A 20,361-nucleotide genomic window follows, 5' to 3' on the forward strand; every position below is an offset into this window, starting at 1 on the left:
GCGGCGTCCTCGTGGGTGGACCACTGCGGCGCCTGGGAGAAGTGCTGCTGCGCCTCGGTGCTCGCGGTGAACTCCGTCAGCAGATCGGCGTGGAGCTGTGCGAGGAACTCCTCCTGCTCCTCCCGGAACGCGGCCTCGGCCGCCCGCTGCTTCTCCTCCGGCGCCGGCTCGACGGTCGACTGCTGCTCATCGGTCGGCGAACCGGCGCCCGGGGCGGGGTCCCCGGTCTGCTGCTCCCCGTCGGTGGGGGCGTGCTGCGGCGGTTCCTGCCGCTGGTCGGCCTTCCTCCGCAGCAGCTGTTCCTGGAGCCACTCCTGCCGCTCCCGCTCGGTCAGCGGACGGAGTTCGCCGGTGTCGTGCAGGTGCGGGGCAGACGTCTGGGCGCCGTCGACGGTGGCCTCGTGGCGGGCGTTGCGGACCCGGATCATGCGGTCCACCAGCTCGGTCACCGACTCCTCGGGGAGCGGGGCACCGCCGCCCTCCCCCGGTGTGTGCGGGGTCGCCGTGGGTGAGCCGCCGCCCTCGGTGACTACGGAATGCGGCGTACCGGGGCCGGCCGTGGGGTCCGGGAACCCGGCGGTTTCGGTGTTGTCGGTGCTCGCCGTCGGGTGCTGCGTGGGCGGGGCGGGCGGCGTGTCGCCGGACGCGGTGACGGGGTGGGAGGTCGAGGTGGTGGACGGGTGCTCGACCGGGGTCTCGGTCGGGGCGGACTTCTCGTGGCTGGTGGTGACGGTCTTCCGTGGGGACGGCGGCGGTACGACGGTGGTGCTCGGCCCGCCGGTCGTACGGTTGCTGCCCGGCGGCGTCTCGTTCTGGGGGACGTGGGTGCGCTGCGGAGACGATGCGGTGCTGCCGCCCTGCCCGGCGCCCGGTGTGCCGGAACCGGGCACCTGGGACTGCCCGTCGGTCGCCACCGGGGTCACGGGCGCCACCGGGGTGTCCCCCGCACCGGTCGAGGGGTCGGTGTGGTGGTCGCTCTTCGGGTCGGAGAGGGAGTGCGTGTCCTCGTCGGTGACGGAGGAGGTCTCCACCTGGTGCGCGGCGGACGTGCCCGCCGTCGGATCGGTCGCACCGTCGGAGCTGCTGATCGACGCACCGTCCGCCCCGCTGTCGTGGACGGCGGGGGAAGCGGAGTTCTGGTCCGTGGTGCTGACGGTGGGAACGCTCGGCGCGGTCGCGGGCGGGTCGGTCACCATCGGTCCGACGGCGTTCGACGCCGACGGGCCGAAGACCTGGTCCTTGAAGCTCTTGAGGCCGCTGCCCACCGCCCCCATCGCCGGATGGATGACGTGCTTCTGCACCGGAGGCATCGCGTACTCGCCCAGGCCACGGCCGGCCGCGCCCATGACCGCGCCGCCGAGGAACGCACCGCCCGTCGTCTCGAACGTGCCGTTGTAGACGTAGTTGACGACCGCGTCGGACAGGGCGTTGTTGGCGCCGTCCGTGAGCGTGCCCGCGGCGGTCCCGGCCAGGCGGTAGCGGAGGTTGCCTTCGAGGTGGTCGCGGAGCGCGGCGTTCATCGCGTCGGGCACCTCGTGCGTGAACACCTTCACGCCGTCCGCGCCGAGCTGCTTCTCGTACCCCTTCAAGGTGGTGGCCAGGGCGTCCTTGGCGGCGCTCTGCTCCGCGTCCCGTCCCCAGTTCTTGACGACCTCGCGTCCCCAGGTGCGGCCCAGGTCCCGCGCCTCGCTCTCGGTCAGCCCCTTGGCGCCGCCGCCGAACGTCTTGCCGCCGCCCAGGTGCTTGGCGAACAGGTCGCCGGACTTCTCGGTGAAGGCATGGGCGATGGTGCCCTTGCCGCCCTCCAGGCCCTTGCCGAAGCCCTTGGACAGCTGTGCCTGGGTGTTGCTGATGAGTGTGCCGAAGTCCTTGCCGAACGCCTGGCTCTCGGCCTTGCCGAGCGCGTTCCCGAGGCCGCCCGCACCGGCCTCGGCCGCGCTCTTGCCGGCGGCGGTCTCGAAGGCGTTGCCCAGCTCCTTGCCGAGCGCGCCCGACACACCGGTGCCGATCTTGTTGCCGAGCCACTTGCCGATACCCACGCCGACCAGGTCGAACGGCGCGGCGATGGCGCCGCCGATCGCCCCGGCCACCGCGGCCTGCGTCAGCAGCTTCTGGTCGAAGCCGTCGCGGTGGCCCTGCTTGATCTGGAGGCCCTGAACGGCGGCGTCCACGGCGGCGCCCACCCCGGCGCCGAGGGCCGCCTGCGTCGCGATGGACCGCAGCAGCGCCATGATCAGGTTGCGGATGAACTCACGGACCAGCGTGTACTCGAAGCTCAGGCCGAGCATCACCTCGGGGCCGAAGAAGAAGCTCAGGAACGCCATCGCGGCCTGCATCGCGATCAGGGCGATGGCCTGACCGATGATCGACCACTTCGTGTGTTCCACATCGGTGGCGGTGTCGCGGGCGTTCTTCGCCAGCTGCTCGCACTGCTTCGCCGAGGCGTCCAGGATCGACTGGTCACCGTTGCAGAGGTAGTCCACCCAGTCCGCGAACTTCTGGGCGCTCTCCCCGCTGAAGTTCAGGTTGACGCCCCGGGCGATGTCGACGAAGTACTCCTCCGCCTTCCGCAGGTCGCCCGCGGTCCGCAGATACGCGGCGTCCGCCTCCCGCAGCAGATCCTCGTTGGCCTGCGGCCATTTCATGCCCAGCGTGTTGAGGAGGTTGATGACTTCCTGGGAGGGCATGAGGGCCACGGCCGACCCCTTTCTGGAACCACGGGCGGCGGGCCCGCATGACGGAGTGCACGGCGAGTGCGGGTGGACACGGAGAACGGTGGGACGGGACGGAGGAGGCCGGGGCGGCGGGGACGCCCGCGCGCCCGCCCCGGCTCTCCGGTGCGGGCGGGGCGCGTGGGCGCCGGCGCTAATGCTCTGCTGCGCCCTTCTCCTCGCCCTGGGTGTCCATGGCCTTCCACGCCTGGACCAGCTCTTCGCTGTCCTGCTTGGCCGCGTCGAAGATCTTCATCATGTTGTCCCCGGCCTGACCGGTGGCGTCCGTGAGGTCGGACATCAGCTTGACCACCGTCTCCAGGGCGTGCGTACCGGGCCCGGCGTTGCCCATGTACTGCTCGTGGACCTCGTCGTCCCGCCCGGCGCCTTCCTTGTTCAGACGGTTGATCTCCGCCACGTCCGCGTTGAGCGCCTTGACCGTCTCGGCGAGGTGCGGGTACTCGCCGAACAGCCGCTTCAGATCGTCGGTGGTCCTGATCTCCTCAGCCATCGGTCTCGTCCTCGTCGTCGCCGCGCCGGGCGGCTCCGGCCGCGCCCTGCTGCGGCCACATCTTCCGGGCGTCCTGCAGGGCCTTGAGCTGTTCCGTACCGCCGAGCATGGACTCGCGGATCTCGTCGCCGAACCCGGTGAACGGCGCGACGGCGCTGTGCACCTTGGAGTGCACCTCGGCGCGGGCCTGCTCCAGCAACTGCACCAGCGTCCGGCCCAGTTCGGCGGGGGCCATGGTGCGGTACTGCTCACCGTGGAACTTGATCTCGCGGACGTCCGAGCGGGTGCCCATCACCACGGTGACCGCCCGGTTCTTGGAGGTGACCTTGACGGTCTCCTGCGCCAGCCGCTCCTGCGTCTCCCGCAGCCGGTCGCGGTGCTCGGCCAGCCGTCCCATCATCTGGTCGACCTGGTCCTGGAATCCGGGGCTCATCGCCTGCCCTTCCGTTCGTCTGCCACTGTCCGTGCGGTCATCGGCCGATCACGCCCGGTGTGGCGCCGCCGTCCGTGCCCCACACCTCTTCCTCTTCGTCGACCCAGGTCGCCCGCTCCCGGTCACCGCCCTGGCCGCCGCCGCCCGCACCGGCCCCGCCGCCACCCATCGGGGGGACCATCGGGGTGCCGGACGAGGTGGACCGCCCCATCGAGGTGGCTTCCTGGAGCGCGCCGCCCCGGCCACCGCGGCCGCCCTGGGGAAGCTCCTCGGGCGGCGGGGGCGGCAGCGAACCGCCGTTCTTGAACGCCTTCGGGCTCATGCCCGTGCGCGGGGGCTGCACCTCGCCGGGCGACACCCCGCGACCCCCGCCGCCCTCGCCGCCTCCGCCACCGCCGGGGCCGCTCATGGTGCTCAGGCCGCGCGGGATCACCGGCGGATGGGCGCCGCCGCCGGTCGCGCCGCCGCCCTTGCCCCCGGGCAGCTGGACGTTCTCGGGCATCTTCCGCTCCCGCCACACCGAACCGTCGTGGGGCGGCTCCCCCGCGGAGTGGAGCTTCGTGCCGCGCGGCACGGTGAGTTGGTTGCCGTTGCGGTCGGTGGCGAGCGTGCCGTCGGGGCGGGTGACGGTGCCGTCGGCGTTGATCTTCGAGCCCCGGGGGACGTCGACGGCGTGCCCGTTCCTGTCGGTGAGCGCCTTGCCGTCCGGCCCGACCAGCTTCGCGGAGCCGCCACCGGAGCCGTACGGGGAGGTCTTCAGGCCGGACCTGCCGCTGCTGGTGCCGGTCATCGGCGGCTGGATCTTCGGCGGCGGGGGCGGGATCGCACCCGGCGGGAGGTGCCCGGTCTGCTCGCCGCCGTCGCCCGTGTGTCCGCCCGTGGCGCCGCCGTCGGTGCCGTCGCCGGTGCCGTCGCCGGTGCCGCCCGTGCCGCCGCCGAGCTGCTGCGCGAACTGCTTGACGTCCGGCGGCGTCTTCCCGCCCTCGGGGCCGTCCTCGCCCGAGCCGCCGGGCGGCTGTGTGCCGTCGCCCGTGCCGCGCTCGTCCACCGAGGAGTCCGTACCGCCGGCCCCGTCCGGGCCGGTCCCGGAGCCGTCCGGGCCACCGGCGCCCTCGGGGCCGGTCCCGGTACCGTACCCGTTGTTCTTCAGGTACTGCTGCATCTCGGGCGGCAGTTGCTTACGGTCGGTGCCCGTGCCGAACGGGTTGGTGCCGCCCGCACCGCCGCCGGGCATCCTGAGCCGGAGCGGGGTGATCTGCTGCGGAATCGCGGTGCTGGTCGAGCCGACGGTCGAGGTCAGCACCTGCATGTGCCGGCCGGCGGGCTGGTCGAGCCGGGTGTTGACGTTCGCCAGCCACAGCGCCTTCGCCCGCGACTGGACCCGGTCCCAGAACTCCTGCGTGCTCGGGTCCCCGTACGAGGAGGTGACCTTGGGCTCCGGGTTGCTGCCGTCGCCCACGGTCTGGTAGCCGAAACTCACGGTGGCGCCCTGCATCGCCTCCTGCAACGCGTCGTGCACCGCGTTGACCGGCCAGGCCATCCGGTCGGCCCGCCAGTCCCGGTGGGCGGCGAGCAGCGCGGTGAGCGTGTCGTGCATCTGGGTACGGGTGCGGTCCAGCTCCGCGGCGATGTCGCGCGGGGTGGTCATCTCGACGCGCAGCCGGTCGAGTTCGTCGGCCATGCCGTGCAGCACCGTCCGGAAGACGCCCGCCGCGCTGCCCTGCCAGTTGGAGTCGTCCTCACCGACCTCACGGGCCCAGGCGTCGAGGATGCCGCGGGCCCCTTCGAGGCGGCGCTCCAGACCGCGCAGGGTGAGTCCGGCGGTGTCGAAACTTCCCAGGCTGGCGACGTCGTTGCCCTTGAGGGAACCGGCGATCGGGCCGAGGATCGCCTCGGGCTGCTGGACGAAGTTGTGGAACGGGCCGGAATCCAGCCCGCCCCAGTCCATGGTGGCGCCGAGGAAGTACTCCAGGTCGCTGGAGCCCACCGAGAAGCGGAAGGACCACCACACGTCCTGGCCGTGCGCCATGTCCCCACCGCCGGCGAGCGAGGTGCCGGTGGTGAACCCCGACAGCCAGCTCGGGGTGCCATCGGTCCCGATCGCCGAACTGTCCGTCACGTTCTGCCCGCTGCCGGCGAAGGCTTTCATCGCCTCTCCCCAGTTCACGCGCGCATCCGTCCCTTCGGCCCGTACCGGTTCACCTGGTGGTCCCTCTCCGGCCGGTCCCCGGCGCCGGACGGGCCGCTGGGGGCCGCCCGGGGCGGGGCCGGTGTGTCATCGCTCGTTGCTCGCCGGACATGGTCCGATGCTTCGGGAGTTCTGCTACGCGGTCCCCGTGGAATTCCCCTGCGACGGCGGGGTCTTGCCCCCGAAACCGTTCAGAATGTCCTGGAGGTCCTGCATCATCTGCGACGCGGAGAGCTCGGTGTCCGCCTCCGCCTTGTCGAGAACCTGATGCACCGACAGCAAATCCTTCGACAGGTCGGTCATGGACTGCGCGAACCTGTCCAATTCCTGTTTCAGGCCCTTGCAGAACGCCGCATACCGCTGCTGAAGTTCCTGGCCTGCGGGGAAATCCTTGCTGCCGGCGAGGAGTTTCGGATAGCCGCCCGGGCCGGCGGCGCCACCGCCGAATCCCTCGATGTTGCGGTAGTCGTCGTTGTCCCGCAGACCCATGATGAAGTCTTGGATCCGTTGCTGGGCGAAGCTTTCGAGATATCCCTCGGTGATCTTCACCCGGCCGGTGCCGGAACCGTGCTCCTCATCCGCCATGGACCTGGTTCCCGCCGCGCAGGTCGGCCTGCATCATGGTCTCTTTCATCTGAGCCAGGACGTGCACACCCTGCGCATGGGAACTGTTCAGCGCATGGATCTGACTGTCCAGATTCCGCTGCACCTCGTTCCAGGCGTCGCCCGTGGTACCGCGCATACCCGTGAGCAACGGCGCCAGGTCCTGCTTCATGGTGTTCAGCGCCTCGACCATGCTCCGGTTGGCCGTGTTCAGATCTTCGATGTCGTTTTCCAGCTCTTTGGTTTCCATCCGGAATGACATATCGCTCCTCGCGAGGCAGGGAAGGGATGAGAGGGAAGGTCGCCCCGGTCGCGGTGTCGCGGTCGGGGCGGTGGTGCCCGGTGGCGCCGTGGGCGGCGGCGTCAGGACGAGGAACCGCCCAGCACGCCCTGGATCCCGTCGAGGTCACCACCGCTGTTCCAGCCGCCGGCGAGGTCGTGCGCGTCCGTGTCGCCCGTGTTGAGCGTCTGATTGGCGGCGTCGAGATTGTCGTGCAGGGTGTTCACCTTCTGCGACACCTGGTTGTACGTCTCGATCCATTCCTGCATCTTCGTCTGGAACTGCCGGCTGGCACCGGAGTCGAAGTTCCGGCCGACGGACTGGACGGTGGTCTCCACCGTGTGCCCGGCGGTGCGCATCTTGTCCATCTGTTCGTTCAGCAGCGAAAGCGCCTGCCGAATGTCCTCATCCTTCTTCTCAATGCCACCGGCACTCATGGGTCGTCCTCTCCGGGAAATGCTGGGGGTTGGGGCGTACATCGACGACGCCGGAAACGACGCCGCCGCGCGGGCCGGACACACGCAGACGAAAGGCGGGCGGAACCCTTCGTCGGGAATTCACGTTCTCCGGGCGCGCCGCTTCCGGGCTCTTCGGCCCGGTGTCGCTGTCAGGGAATCGCCGACGCCACCGGCACAGGCACCTGCGCGACGGCAGGAGGTACGCCGGTAATTCGGCTGCCACGACGCCGAGTTCACGAGGGAATCAGCTTCGGGAAACAACATCGAATCCAGGGTAACGACGGCGGTACGGGGTGTAGTCATACCAAAGGCTGATGTTCGGAAATCCCTTTTCCCGGTCCCCTCGTCACGGCTCATGAACCGGCGCCGGAGGGTGCGCACCCGGTGGCCGAGGACGCGGCGGCGGGCACGATGCCGCCCTTGGCGATCCGCGTCGGATCGAGCCGCGGCCCGGTCGGCAGCAATTTCACCAACTGCCCCGGGACAGTGGCCGGTTGGACCTTGTCGTAGCCGAGTTGTGCGGTGGCCCCGGCGCTCAGCGGGTAGGCCGCCCCGGCGTCGGTCACGAGGTAGTCGGCGGCCCCGGCGCCCGCCGAGGAGAGCGACCGCACGAGCACACCGCTGCCCGGCCGGACCCAGACCCGGTCGGACGGCAGGCAGGCCGCCTGGATGCCGGGCTGGGCGTTGGGCGCCCCCGCCGGAACGTCCTTGCTGTCGAGGACGACGACGCCGGTCGTGGGGCCCTTGGCGCCGCTGCCCGGGGTGACCTTGGTGCAGACACTCTGTGCGGCGTCCGCGGTGACCAGCCGCGGCGCCGTCGCCGGGAGACCTTCGGCGAGGGAGGCCCCCGGGCCGGAGGACGCCTGATGGGCCGACAGATCGGCCGGGCCGATGGCGCGCGGCTGGACGGGGGCGCCGTCGTACGCGTCCTTCTGGGTACGGGGGTCACCGCGCAGCAGATCGAACAGGAGCGGGGTGAGCGGGACGAGGCCCTGGTTCTGCAGGACGTAGCGCTGGCCGTCGGAGCCGGTGAACAGCTGGCCGACGCGGGTGGGGGCACCGGCCAGTTCGGGCCCCTCGGTGCCGCGGTCCGGGACCGGCGGCGAGGCGACGTCGATGCCCGCGGCCAGGGTGTTCAGGAACTCGTCCTTGACCGGCAGGGGGGAGACGCCGGACCAGCCGACGGCGGAGTGGGCGCCGTGCTCGGTGTCGACGCGGTGCCGGGTGCCGTGCCACAGCAGCTGCACACCGCCGGAGGGCGAGGTCACCAACGTGCCGGTGTGGTCGTCGAGGGCGTCGCCGACCTCGGTGCTGCCGACGGCGAGGCTCAGCACCTCACGCTTCTTGCCGTAGGCGTTGGTGAGGCGTCCGGCGCAGGCCAGCCAGGCGCCGGTGTCCAGCGCGTCGGGCGCCGGCACCGAGTCGGGGGCGCCGACGATGCCGACGGGCGCGCCGTGCGGGGTGCCGCCGAGGGAGGCCGCGCTGACGTGCCGCACGGTCAGCCGGTCACCGGCGACGAGCTTCGCCGACGCCTCGTTGAGCACCGGGTGCAGGGCGTTGTCGGCGTAGAGGTAGCGGGTGGTGGAGTCGTCGACGAGGACGAGGGTGCCCAGTGTGCGCCAGGAGGTGGCGCCGCCCGGGGAGATGACGCCGTAGAGCGCCACGCCGATGCCGACGAGCACCGCGACGACGGTGCCGCCGATCAGACCGCGTTTGGTGCGGGCGCTGGGGGCGTCGGCGGCGTCCGGCTCGACGCGGAGCATCCCCGCCGACAGTCGGCTCATCACGAACAGGTGGGCCTGTACCTGGTCCCGCCTGGATTGCATGTCATTCCCCTTCCCGGGCCGTGCGGCCGGTGGCGGTGCGGCGGGCCGGATCAGCCGTTGACGGCGCGCAGTTGCTGGTAGATGCCGGCGACGAGGATCGCCAGCGGGACGAGGGCGACGGCGGTCGTGCTGTGCAGCAGGTCGCCGACGCGGCCCCAGTACGGCACGAGGCGGCGGCCGAGCACCGTCCAGGCGGCGACGGCGGCGACCGCGGCCGCGGCGAGCAGCACCGCGATCAGCACCAGGCGGGCGGGGAGCCCCAGCCCCGCCGCGCCCGCCGTGGCGGCGAGGGCGAGTCCGTAGGCGCCGGGCAGCACCATCGACAGGCGCTGCCAGAGGCTGCCGAAGTGGCGTGAGTGGAGCAGCAGGAGCAGGCTCAGCACGCAGGCGCACACCAGGGGCGGCCAGCCGTCGGCGGCGGGGGCGGTGAGCAGTGCGGTGAGGCAGCCGGCGGCGACCAGGCCCAGGGCGGCGTAGAGGCCGGTCAGGTAGGTGTCGGCGAGGACGGCGCGGGAGTTGACGTGCTCGGCGGGGTGCGGGTCGATGCCTTCCTGGAGCTGGTCGGCGTTGGCCGGCAGCACCGGCAGCCGCAGTCCGGAGAGGCGGAAGCCGAGGCCGGGGACGAGGCCGCCGCAGATGAGGACCAGCAGGACGACGACGCCCGCGGCGTGGGCGAGGGGCAGTCCGGCGACGACGGCGCCGCCGCCCACGGCGACGAAGAGGGCGGCGGTCAGCGCGCCGAGGAAGAGCGGGGCGCAGGCGGCGACCGCGGCGAGGGCGAGCACCGAGGCACCGGCGCCGGCGGCGCCCGCCGCCAACAGCCGGGCACCGAGCAGGACTTCGGGATCCCCGCCGGTGGGCACCAGAGCTCCGGCGAGCGCCATGGCGGGCACCGCCATGATGCCGAGGACCGCGCCGCCCGAGGCGTCGCCGACGGCGCGGGACGCGGCACCGGCGCAGCCGATCAGCAGGAGGGCGAGTGCGGCGCCGAGCACGGCGCGCAGCCCGGCGGGGCCGGGCAGGGCGAGGACGGTGAGGGCGGCGGCGAGGCCGGTGGCCGTCAGGCCGAGGAGGAGGCGGCGGGTGAGCTCGGGCCGCCAGGAGTCGGGGCGTCCCCGCAGTGCGTCGCCGACCCCGTCCACGAGGTCGTCGTAGGCGACCTCGGGCAGCGTCTCGTTGCGGGGGCGGAGGTAGAGCGTCTCGCCGTCGCGCAACTCCAGGGTGCGGGGGGTGCCTTCGTCGTCGAGCGGGGGGCGGCCGAGGCGCTGGATCGCCCAGCCGCCCTGCTCCAGGCCCGCTTCGTGCAGGTCGTCGCCCGCGTAGTCGACGAGGACCGGCAGCAGGTCGGCGACGGGGACGTCGACGGGCACGCCGATGTCGAAGGCCCGGTCGGGGGCTCGGACGGTGAGTCGGCACAGGCCGACGGTGGTATCGCTCACGGCGGCTCGCTCTCTTCGGCCCGGAAATTCCTCCGGGTCGACGCGGATTGAGGAGAACACTATCGTGACTGCTTATCAGTAATGCGATCACAGAGGGTACTCCCGAAAGCGGAAGATGCATCCGGAGCCATCCGGTCACCGCTTCTCGATCTCCCTTTCCCCAACCGCCATTTGCTCCCTCGCATGTGCGAAGTGTCCTCGCTTCCGCGCCCGGTGATCCCTACCGGCCGCCGGGCAGCGCGGGATACGGCCCCCTCCCGAAGGAAGGTCCGTCTTGAGCACCGTCACATTCCGCCGCCCCCCACGAAGGCCGGGGCCCCAACTCCCGCAGGGTGAGCTGAGCCTCCAGGAACCGCCGACCCTGCCCGAGCCGCAGAGCGCCGTCTCCGGCATGCTCATGTACCTGCCCATGGCACTCAGCTCGATGGGCATGGTGCTGGTCTTCCTCAAGCCGGGCGGTGGCGGCGGGGCACTGACCTACGTCGCGATCGGCATGATGGCGCTCTCCGCCGTCGGGATGCTGGTCACGCAGTTCCTGCGCACCTCGCAGGACCGCAAGCGCAAGCTGCGCGGCGAGCGCCGGGACTACCTGCGCTACCTCTCCACCACCCGCCGCCGGGTCCGCAAGGTGATCACCCAGCAGCGGCAGGCACTGGCCTGGCAGCACCCCGAACCGCCCGCCCTGTGGTCGCTGGCCCGCACCAGCCGGCTGTGGGAGCGCCGGCTGACCCACGAGGACTTCGCCGAGGTCCGGATCGCCCGCGGCTCCCAGGCGCTGGCGCTCACCCTCTCGCCGCTGTCGACCAAGCCCGTCGAAGACCTCGAACCGCTCTGCGCGCACGCCCTGCGCCGCTTCATCCGGGCGTACGGCACGGTCGCCGAACAGCCGGTCGCCGTGCGGCTGCGGACCTACGCGCAGATCGTGCTCCACGGCGACGAGGCGGTCTCCCGCAGCGCGGTGCGGGCGCTCCTGGCGCAGCTGGCGGTGTTGCACGCGCCCCGGGAGCTGGACATCGTGATCGTCGCGGACGGCGAGGCGCGCACGGAGTGGGAGTGGGCGAAGTGGCTGCCGCATGTGCACCACCCGGCCGAGACGGACGGCGCGGGCGCGGCCCGGCTGGTCATCGACACCGTCTCGGAGCTGGAGTCGCTGCTCGGTGAGGAGTTCGCGCAGCGGCCGAAGTTCGAGGCCGAGCGGGAGCCGAGCCGCGACGAGCCGTACACCGTGATCGTGCTGGACACCGCGAACGTGCCGCAGGGTGCGCGGGTGGCGGGCGCGGGCTACGCCAACACCGTGGTGCTGGACGTGCGCGGGGTGCTGGACCGGCGGCACGCGCGGCAGGTGCTGCGGCTGCGGACCGGCGACGGCACGCTCCACATGCTCGGCACCGACCGCAACGGCAAGGAGACCGAGACCGCGATCGGCCGCCCCGAGCAGCTGGGCACAGCCGCCGCGCGGGCGCTGGCCGCCACCGTCGCGTCGTACCGGCCCGGGGTGCGCGCCCGGAGCGACCAGCCGCTCCAGGAGGACATGGACCTGGCGGGCCTGCTGGGCATCGCCGATCTCCGGACGGCGGCGCTGGACCGGCTGCGGCAGCGCCCCGGCGGTGCGCGGCTGCGGGTGCCGATCGGGCTGTCGGCGGACGGCGGGCCGGTCGAGCTGGACATCAAGGAGTCCGCGCAGGGCGGTATGGGCCCGCACGGCATGCTGATCGGGGCGACCGGCTCCGGCAAGTCGGAGCTGCTGCGCACCCTGGTGCTCTCGCTGGCGCTGACCCACTCGTCGGAGACGCTCAACTTCATCCTCGTCGACTTCAAGGGCGGCGCGACCTTCCTCGGCCTGGACGAGCTGCCGCACACCTCCGCCGTGATCACCAACCTCGCCGACGAGACCGCGCTGGTCGAGCGGATGAAGGACGCGCTGCACGGCGAGCTGATCCGCCGCCAGGAGCTGCTGCGGAAGGCCGGCAACCACTCCTCCGCGCTGGAGTACGAGCGGGCCCGGGAGGGCGGCGCGGACCTCGCGCCGCTGCCGACGCTGTTCGTGGTGGTCGACGAGTTCAGCGAACTGCTCGCCGCCCACCGCGACTTCATGGAGCTGTTCGTGATGATCGGCCGCCTCGGCCGCAGCCTCGGCGTCCATCTGCTGCTCGCCTCGCAGCGCCTGGACGAGGGCCGGATGCACCAGCTGGAGTCGCATCTGTCGTACCGCGTGGGGCTGCGGACGTTCTCCGCGATGGAGAGCCGCGGGGTGCTCGGCGTGCCCGACGCGTACAACCTGCCGTCCCAGCCGGGCAGCGGTCTGCTCAAGAACGACGTGGGGACGTTGACCCGCTTCAAGGCGGCCTACGTGTCCGGGTCCTACCGCCCGGTCCGGCGGGCCGCGCAGCAGGCGGTCGTGGCGGGCCAGGTGGTGCCGTTCAGCACCGCGTGGGTGCCGCAGCGGCAGTTGCCGCAGGCCGCCGAGGAACTGCCGGAGGAGACCGACGAGTCGGCGCCGAGCCTGCTCTCCGTCGCCGTGGAGCGGCTGCGGGAGCCGGACGCCGCCCCCGCGCACCGGGTGTGGCTGCCGCCGCTGGACCTCGCGCCGACGCTGGACGGGCTGCTGCCGCCGCTGACCGAGACCGCCGGGCGGGGCCTGGCACCGGCCGGGGCGGCGGACGGCCCCCGGCTGACCGTGCCCGTCGGGGTCGTCGACCGCCCCTTCGACCAGCGGCGCGACCCGCTGACGGCCGATCTGTCGGGCGCCGGCGGCCATGTCGCGATCGCGGGCGGGCCGCAGAGCGGCAAGAGCAACCTGGTCCGCACCCTGATCAGCGCGCTGGCGCTCACCCACACCCCGCGCGAGGTGCAGTTCTACTGCCTGGACTTCGGCGGCGGTTCGCTGTCCGGGCTCGCCGGGCTGCCGCACGTCGGCGGCGTCACCGGACGCCTCGATCCGGAGCGGGTGGTCCGTACGGTGGCCGAGGTCACCGCGGTCATCGCGGAGCGCGAGCGGCGGTTCGCGGAGCTGGGCATCGAGTCGATGGACGACTTCCGGCGCCGCCGCGCCGCCGGTGAGCCGGCCGACGAGCGGTACGGCGACGTGTTCCTGGTCGTGGACGGCTGGAGCACGGTGCGGCAGGACTTCATGGATCTGGTGCCGGCTTTCAACCTCATCTCGTCGCGGGGGCTGAGCTTCGGCGTCCACCTGGTCATCGCGTCGTCGCGGTGGTCGGAGATCGGCAGCGCCCTCCGCGACCAGCTCGGCACCCGCTTCGAGCTGCGGATGGGCGACCCCGTCGACTCGGTGATCAACATGCGGGCGGCGGACACCGTCCCGAAGATCCCCGGGCGCGGTCTGACCGGTGAGCGGCTGCACTTCCTCACCGCGCTGCCGCGGCTGGACGGCGACCCGCGGATCGCCTCGCTCGCCGACGGCGTGACGGCCATGGTGAACCGGGTCGAGGCCGCCTGGGACGGACCGCCGGCGCCCCCGGTGCGGATGCTGCCGCTGGAGCTGGACGCGGCGACGCTCCCGGCGCCCGACGGCGATCTGCGGGTGCCGCTGGGCCTGGAGGACCAGCGGCTGGAGCCGCTGTGGCACGACTTCGAGGCCCATCCGCACCTCATCGTCATCGGCGACGCGGAGACCGGCAAGACCAATCTGCTCTCGCTGATCTGCCGCGCGGTGACCCGGCGGTACGGCCCCGATGAGGGCCGGATCATGCTGGTGGACTTCCGGCGGTCGCTGGCGCCCGCGGTCCCCGAGGAGTCGCGGCTCGGGTACGCCGTCTCCACCGACAAGCTGCGGAAGATGATCGAGAGCGTGGCGCGGGCGATGCAGGACCGGGTGCCCGGCCCCGAGATCACCCCGGAGCGTCTGGGCCGCCGCGACTGGTGGACCGGGCCGCAGCTCTTCCTAGTGGTCGACGACTTCGAGATGGTCGGAGGCGGCGGGGTGGCCGGCCCGAGCCCGTTCGCGCCGCTGATGGAGTTCCTGCCGCAGGGCAACGAGCTGGGCCTGCACCTCGTCGTGGCGCGCAGCGCCAACGGCGCCTCCCGCGGTATGGGCGACCCGCTGCTGCGGAAGCTGCTGGAGGCCAACACCCCGGCGCTGATGCTGTCCTGCCCGCCGTCGGAGGGGATGTTCCTGCCCGGCGTGAAGCCGCGCGCCATGGCCACCGGACGCGGGCTCTACACCACCCGCCGCGGCACGACCCAGGTGCAGACCGGGATGCTCCGGGCCCCCGGCACCTCCTGAGCGACGGTCCCGGCGCCCGCCACGGCCCCGCGCGGATCCCTTCCCGGCATCCGCGCGGGGCTTTGCTCCTGCACATTCAATTGATCATCCCGCGCCCTTGCCGCACAGCCTTCCGCCTTTTCTCCGACCGCCTCGATATTCCTCCGGAACGCATCCCGATAACGCCACCCCCAGGTGGAGGGTTTACTGCTCCGATATCGACGGAGGGCGGGGAAAGAGCGGGCGCGAAGCGGCGAGAAAAGAGCACGCGGACCCCGGAATTCACGCCTTTCTGCACAGCACGGTCACATTCGCCGGGCCGGCATTCACACCCCGGCGCCCGCATCGCGCCGGCCCGGTGCGGTCGGCCCCTCCCCCACCGGCGGGGAACAGCGAAGCGCCCGGGGCGATTCCGCCCCGGGCGCTCCTCCCGCACTCCGTGCTCAGGCTCCGGAAGCCGCCGCGCCGGTACCTGCCGGGCCCTCGCCGGGCCCGGCGCCGCCCGCGGGGCCGACGGTGAACCGGCCGGGGCGCCAGCCGCGGCGCCTGCCACGCGGCACGACGACGGCGACGAGGCCCACCAGGGCCAGCAGGGCGGCCGACGCCCCGGCGATGACCCAGGCGCGGTGCGCGGCGGCGCGGGACGGCGCGGCGGGCAGCCGCAGCGCCATGGCGTCGTCACCGCCCGCGCCGTGCCGCGCGGCGCTCAGGTTGGCGCTGACCGCCGGTCCCGGGTCCACCGTCCCCGCACCGGCCAGCGCGCCCGCACCCTGGTCGTAGGAGGTCCGCTGCAACCGCGAGCGGACCTGCTCGGCCGTCAGATCGGGCCGGTAGGAGCGGACCAGCGCCGCCGTGCCGGCCACGAACGCGGAGGCGTAGTCGGCGCCGCTGCCCACGAAGTGGCCCTCCCCGCGCGGTCCGATGCTCAGCACGTTGTCGCCGGGGGCGGCGAGCGCCGGTGCGGTGCGCGGCGGCATCTGCTGGTCGGGGAGGCCGTCGGGCGGGGCGAGGGCGGCCACGGCCACCACGCCGGGCAGCTGCGCCGGGTACGCGGCGGGCGCCGGCGCGTCCCGGTCCTGCCGCTGGTCGCCGTAGGCCGGGGCGACGATCAGCACGTCCTTGGCGCGGGCCGCCTGCACCGCCGCCGTCAGCTTCGCACTGCCGGACGCCAGCGCCACCGGCACGTCGATCACCTTCGCGCCGCCCTTCACCGCCGCGTCGATGCCGGAGGCGAGGTGGTCGGGGGTGAGGGTGCCGTCCTGCGACGAGGCGCGGACGGCCAGGACATGGGTGCTGGGCGCGACGCCCGCGAAGCCGACGTCGGCCGGTTTCGCCGCCGCGATCAGCCCGGCGACGAAGGTGCCGTGGCCGACGCAGTCCGTTCCCGCCGAGCCGCCCGCGACGACGTCCGGGCCCGCCTCGACCCGCCCGGCGAGGGCGGGCGCGGACGCGTCCACGCCGGTGTCCACCACGGCGACGGTGGTGCCGTCGCCCTCGGTGAGGTCCCAGGCCAGCTCGGGCCGGAGGAGTTCCTGCTGCCAGGGCGGTGCCGGGGTCTTCTTCGTGGACGGCTTGGTGCAGCCCTTGCCGTCCAGCACCCGGGGGATCTGCGGCAGCGAGAGCCCCCCGTCCCCCGCATCCGCGGCCGCCGGCGGGGCGCCCGCGGCCAGCAGCCCGAGAGCGGCGACGGCCGCCAGGACCCGCCGCGCACCGGGCGGCCGGGTCCCGGCACGGCCAGGGACGGTGAACGGGGCGGCGTTCTCAGGGCAGTTGTCCACCGGCGGCGTTTCCCCACTTCCGTTGAAACCCGATCCCCCGCCCTCCCGGGAGACCGGGAGGGCGGCACCGGGCGGACACCCCCGCGCCCGGCCCGGTGCACGGCGGCAGGAGCCGCCACGTCCTCCCATTCACCCAGCCCGGCGGAGCGCCCACCACCTACAAGTGGGGGGTATGGAAAGGGAATTGGGCCAGGAGCACCAGGGATGTCGGTCCCTTCCCCTCACAGATTCGCGCTGGCCAGATCCTCCGGCAGCAGCCTGCGGAGTTCGTCGAGGCCCGCGTCCGGCATCCGGCTCAGGCGGCTCGCCTGGCGGGTGACCATCGCCTCCATCACCTTGCGGGCGTAGCGGGCGTTGCCGAAGTCCTCGCCGCGTTCGACCTCGTCGAAGTGGCGGCGCAGGCCCTCCACCGTTGCGGGGACGCATTCGTAGCCGTCCCGCGCGCAGGTGCCGAGGACGATGGCGAGGAGTTCGTCGGTGGTGTAGTCCTCGAAGTGGACGGTGCGGGAGAAACGGGAGGCCAGGCCCGGGTTGGAGGCGAGGAAGCGCGCCATCTCACCGGAGTATCCGGCGGCCACCACCGCGACGTCGCCACGGTGGTCCTCCATCAGCTTGACGAGGGTGTCCACCGCCTCCTGACCGAAGTCGTTGGCGGCGCCGCCGGACGGGGTGAGGGTGTACGCCTCGTCGATGAAGAGGACGCCGCCGCGCGCCCGGGCGAAGACGTCGCGGGTCAGCTGGGCGGTGTGGCCGACGTACCGGCCGACGAGGTCGGCGCGGGCCACCTCCACGAGCTGACCGCGCGGCAGCACCCCGAGGGAGCCGAGGAGTTCGCCGTAGAGCCGGGCGACGGTGGTCTTTCCGGTGCCGGGCGGCCCGGCGAAGATCAGGTGGTGGCCGACGGAGGTGGCGGGCAGCCCGGCCGCCTGCCGCCTGCGGGCCGTGCCGAGGAGGTTGACCAGGTCCTCGACCTCGTTCTTGACCGCCTCCAGGCCGGTCATGGCGCGCAGCCGTCCCAGCACCTCGTCCAGCGCCTCGTTGTCCTGCTGGACGGTGCCCGCGCCGACCGCGGCGGCTGCCTGCTCGCCGACGTCGGAGGGGACGAAGGTGGTCAGGTCGGCCTGGGACACCTCGGCCATCTCCGCCAGCCGGAACGCCTGCCGGTCCACCATCTCCTCGAACACCTTGCGGGCGGCGCGGGCGTTGCCGAACGACTCGTCCTTGTGCATCCGCCCGAAGTGCACCGCGAGCGCCTTCTCACTCTCCTCGGCGAGGGTGAAGCGGTGCGCCTCGCACTGCTTGCGGACGATGGTGACCAGCTCGGGGACGGTGTAGTTCTCGAACTCGATGGTGCGGCTGAACCGCGAGGCGAGGCCCGGGTTGGAGTCGAGGAAGGTGCTCATCTGCGAGGTGTAGCCGGCGGCGATGACGACTACGTCGTCGCGGTGGTCCTCCATCAGCTTGACGAGGGTGTCGACGGCCTCCTGACCGAAGTTGGCGCCGCTGCCCTCCTGGGCGGTGAGGGTGTACGCCTCGTCGATGAAGAGGACGCCGCCCAGGGCCTTCTCGAAGACCTCGGTGGTCTTCAGCGTCGTACCGCCGACGATCTTGGCGACCAGGTCGGCGCGGGAGACCTCCACCAGGTGGCCGGAGCGCAGCACGCCGAGCGCGGCGAGGATCGAGCCGTAGAGCCGGGCGACGGTGGTCTTGCCGGTGCCGGGCGGGCCCGCGAAGACCACATGGCGGGAGTGGTGGGGCACCGGCAGCCCGGCCTCGCGGCGGCGGCGGGCCAGCCGGTTGAGGTTGACGAGCATGGTGACCTGCTCCTTGACGCCCTGGAGGCCGACGAGTGCGTCGAGCTTGGCCAGCGGCCCCTGGGTGTCGGCGCCGCCGCCCGGGCCCGCGGCGGCCGCGGCCTTGCCCCAGATGTCCGGGTCGGCGTTGTCTCCGCTGGTCAGGTCCTCGACGCTGGTCTCGCCGTCGGGCGCGGTCTGGCGGACGCCCGCGCCGCCGTTGCCGGTGGCGGTGCAGCCGGTCACCCGGACCCGCTTGTCGGTCTCGGCGCGGACGCCGTCGCCGGTGTTGTCGGTGAGCCGGCAGCCGTTGAGCGCACCGCGGGCCTTCGGGCCGATGCGTACGCCGTTGGCCTTGGCGCCGTGCACCCAGGTGCGGACGGCGGTCAGTTCGGCCTCCTCCTCCAGCGCGACGCCGTCGTCCCCGGCGGCGTCGATCTCACAGTCGAGGAGGGTGACGGCGGCGCGCGCCCCGACGAGGACCCCGGTGCGGGCGGCGCCGCGCACCGTCGTGGCCTGGAGGGTGGGCCGGGCGCCCGCGGCGAGGGCGACGCCGCACCGGCCGGCGCCGGTCAGCTCGCCGTCCTCGATCTGGGCGCGGCCGGTGGACCGGACCTCCAGGGCGTGGCCCTCGGGGTCGGTGACGCTCACCCGGCGCAGCACCGGTGCGGCCTCGCCGTCGATGAGGACGGCGGTGCCCTTCGCGGCGGTGATCTCGGCGCGGTCCACACGGGCCGCGCCGTCCCCGCCGAGCGACAGGCTCTCCCCCGCGCAGCCGCGGAGCGTGAGGCCGGTCAGAACCGGTGCGGCGGACTCCTCGGCGACCACGCCGGAGCCCGCCGCGTCCTCGATGGTGCAGTCGGTGAAGGTGCCGCGGGCGTGCCCGGTGACGACGATGCCGTGGCCGTCGCTGCGCTCGACCCGCAGACCGCGCAGCACGGGGTCGGTGTCGCCGCCGAGCGTCACACCGTGGCTGGAGGTGGCGCTGACCGTGCACTCCTCGACGGTGGCCTGGGAGGTGGTGGACAGGTGCAGGCCGATGACGGTGTCGCGCACCTGGCAGCGGGCGAGGCGGGTGGCGCTGTCCTCCTCCAGGGCGACGGCCGGTTTGCCGGTGGTGGTCAGGGTGCAGTCCTCGACGGTGCCGCGGGCCCGGCCGTTGGCGAGGACGCCGTTGCCGCGGGCGTCGCGCACGGTGCAGCCGCGCACCACGGGGTCGGCGTCCTCGCCGATCACCACGCCGGAGCTGCCGAGGCGTTCGAGGAGGCAGTTCTCGATGATGCTGGGGGCGCGGGAGATGTCGACGATGCCGGCGCCCGCCTGGTTGACGACATGGCAGTTGCGCATCGCCAGGGAGCCCTCCTCGCGGGAGAGCAGCGCCGTCCAGGACGCGCCGGTGATCTCGCAGTCGTCCAGGGCGGCCTGTCCGCGCGGTACGTCGACGACCGGCAGCTCCGGGTCGTCGCTGCGCAGCCGCAGTCCGGAGAGTTTGACGGCCTCGGCCAGCACCTGGAGGGCGCTGCCGGTGCGGGGCGCGATGTCGACGGCCGCCCCGGCCTCGTGGGCGACGAGCGTGACCATCTTGGTCACCACGAGATTCTCCTCGTAGCGCCCGGCCCGCACACTGATGACGGCGCCGCTGCGGGCCGCCTGGATGGCTTCTGCGATGGTGCGGTGTCCGTCGACCCCGTCCGGGTCCACGATCAGCAGGTGGCGGGCCAACGCCGCTCCCCCTTCGTCTGGGTCGGGTCGGCGACCGTACCGGTCGTGCACCGGAGCGGGTCGGCTCCCTGATTCGGTGTGGTGTGGTCGGGCCGCCCGCTCCCGTGGCCCGGTGGGCCGGACGGTGCGGCGGCCGGTGGCGGCGGAGGGCTCCCGGGCGGCGCCGGGTGCGGCGGACCGCGCCGGCTCCGCCGTGCTGACAGAACCCCGGCACGGCGCACCCCGGGGGCGCGGCCGTGGGCCGGTGTCGATTGCTGAGGGGACTGCGGTGGCGGGCCCGCCCGGCCCCGGCGCGCCGGGGAGTGCCCCGGCGGCCCGTGCAGCGGGCGCATCGGGTGCGCCGCGCCGCTGCCGCCGCGAAGTGTACGCGCAATTCCGTTACGGGGAACGGGCGTTG

Annotated in this window: 12 protein-coding genes (1 of these 12 cut by a window edge); 1 reads left to right on the plus strand and 11 read right to left on the minus strand. The window is 73.2% G+C overall.

All coding sequences use genetic code 11. From position 1 onward, the window contains the following. From ACZ4U4_RS27785 to eccD, 9 genes are all read right to left on the minus strand, one after another. Positions 1 to 2,687, minus strand: the beginning of a protein-coding gene (locus ACZ4U4_RS27785) for a WXG100-like domain-containing protein (RefSeq protein ID WP_467879752.1). It extends 26,473 nt beyond the left edge of the window; only the first 2,687 of its 29,160 coding nucleotides appear in the window; it begins with the start codon at positions 2,685 to 2,687; its stop codon lies beyond the left edge, outside the window. A 178-nt stretch (positions 2,688 to 2,865) separates the two neighbouring features. Continuing rightward, positions 2,866 to 3,222 (minus strand): hypothetical protein, encoded by a 357-nt coding sequence (locus ACZ4U4_RS27790; protein ID WP_467879684.1) that lies wholly within the window; start codon positions 3,220 to 3,222, stop codon positions 2,866 to 2,868. Next, positions 3,215 to 3,655 (minus strand): YbaB/EbfC family nucleoid-associated protein, encoded by a 441-nt coding sequence (locus ACZ4U4_RS27795; RefSeq protein ID WP_467879687.1) that lies wholly within the window; start codon positions 3,653 to 3,655, stop codon positions 3,215 to 3,217. Before ACZ4U4_RS27795 ends, ACZ4U4_RS27790 begins: the two co-directional genes overlap by 8 nt. Positions 3,656 to 3,692: 37 nt before the next feature. Further along, positions 3,693 to 5,822 carry a hypothetical protein gene (locus ACZ4U4_RS27800; RefSeq protein WP_467879689.1) on the minus strand — a complete coding sequence of 710 codons (2,130 nt, stop codon included), beginning with the start codon at positions 5,820 to 5,822 and terminating at the stop codon, positions 3,693 to 3,695. Positions 5,823 to 5,978: 156 nt separating this feature from the next. After that, positions 5,979 to 6,428, minus strand: coding sequence for a hypothetical protein (locus ACZ4U4_RS27805; protein ID WP_467879692.1), 450 nt, complete (start codon positions 6,426 to 6,428; stop codon positions 5,979 to 5,981). Further along, complete coding sequence (locus ACZ4U4_RS27810; RefSeq protein WP_467879694.1) at positions 6,418 to 6,696, minus strand: hypothetical protein; 279 nt, start codon at positions 6,694 to 6,696, stop codon at positions 6,418 to 6,420. The genes ACZ4U4_RS27805 and ACZ4U4_RS27810 overlap by 11 nt, the downstream gene beginning before the upstream one ends. A gap of 113 nt (positions 6,697 to 6,809) precedes the next feature. After that, positions 6,810 to 7,163 (minus strand): WXG100 family type VII secretion target, encoded by a 354-nt coding sequence (locus tag ACZ4U4_RS27815; RefSeq protein ID WP_467879697.1) that lies wholly within the window; start codon positions 7,161 to 7,163, stop codon positions 6,810 to 6,812. Positions 7,164 to 7,537: 374 nt separating this feature from the next. Next, positions 7,538 to 9,010, minus strand: coding sequence for a type VII secretion protein EccB (gene eccB, locus ACZ4U4_RS27820; RefSeq protein WP_467879700.1), 1,473 nt, complete (start codon positions 9,008 to 9,010; stop codon positions 7,538 to 7,540). Between the two features lie 50 nt (positions 9,011 to 9,060). Beyond that, a complete protein-coding gene (eccD, locus tag ACZ4U4_RS27825) occupies positions 9,061 to 10,449 on the minus strand; it encodes a type VII secretion integral membrane protein EccD (protein WP_467879702.1) in 1,389 nt (462 codons plus the stop codon). A 274-nt stretch (positions 10,450 to 10,723) separates the two neighbouring features. Between eccD and eccCa the strand changes: the two genes are divergently transcribed. Next, positions 10,724 to 14,692 (plus strand): type VII secretion protein EccCa, encoded by a 3,969-nt coding sequence (eccCa, locus tag ACZ4U4_RS27830; RefSeq protein ID WP_467879705.1) that lies wholly within the window; start codon positions 10,724 to 10,726, stop codon positions 14,690 to 14,692. A gap of 422 nt (positions 14,693 to 15,114) precedes the next feature. Here eccCa and ACZ4U4_RS27835 read toward each other — a convergent pair whose 3' ends face one another. Together ACZ4U4_RS27835 and ACZ4U4_RS27840 are read right to left on the minus strand one after the other, a co-directional pair. Then, positions 15,115 to 16,449 (minus strand): S8 family serine peptidase, encoded by a 1,335-nt coding sequence (locus ACZ4U4_RS27835; protein ID WP_467879708.1) that lies wholly within the window; start codon positions 16,447 to 16,449, stop codon positions 15,115 to 15,117. A gap of 221 nt (positions 16,450 to 16,670) precedes the next feature. Beyond that, a complete protein-coding gene (locus tag ACZ4U4_RS27840; protein ID WP_467879710.1) occupies positions 16,671 to 19,964 on the minus strand; it encodes a right-handed parallel beta-helix repeat-containing protein in 3,294 nt (1,097 codons plus the stop codon). Between the last annotated feature and the right edge of the window lie 397 nt (positions 19,965 to 20,361).

Source organism: Streptomyces sp. NPDC029159 (genome assembly GCF_055564055.1).

What these genes read in the sequence shown, in the direction of transcription:
- ACZ4U4_RS27810 (WP_467879694.1), bottom strand. Translation starts at nt 6,696, where the DNA reads ATGGAAACCAAAGAGCTGGAAAACGACATCGAAGATCTGAACACGGCC.
- eccB (WP_467879700.1), bottom strand. Translation starts at nt 9,010, where the DNA reads ATGCAATCCAGGCGGGACCAGGTACAGGCCCACCTGTTCGTGATGAGC.
- ACZ4U4_RS27795 (WP_467879687.1), bottom strand. Translation starts at nt 3,655, where the DNA reads ATGAGCCCCGGATTCCAGGACCAGGTCGACCAGATGATGGGACGGCTG.
- ACZ4U4_RS27790 (WP_467879684.1), bottom strand. Translation starts at nt 3,222, where the DNA reads ATGGCTGAGGAGATCAGGACCACCGACGATCTGAAGCGGCTGTTCGGC.
- ACZ4U4_RS27805 (WP_467879692.1), bottom strand. Translation starts at nt 6,428, where the DNA reads ATGGCGGATGAGGAGCACGGTTCCGGCACCGGCCGGGTGAAGATCACC.
- ACZ4U4_RS27815 (WP_467879697.1), bottom strand. Translation starts at nt 7,163, where the DNA reads ATGAGTGCCGGTGGCATTGAGAAGAAGGATGAGGACATTCGGCAGGCG.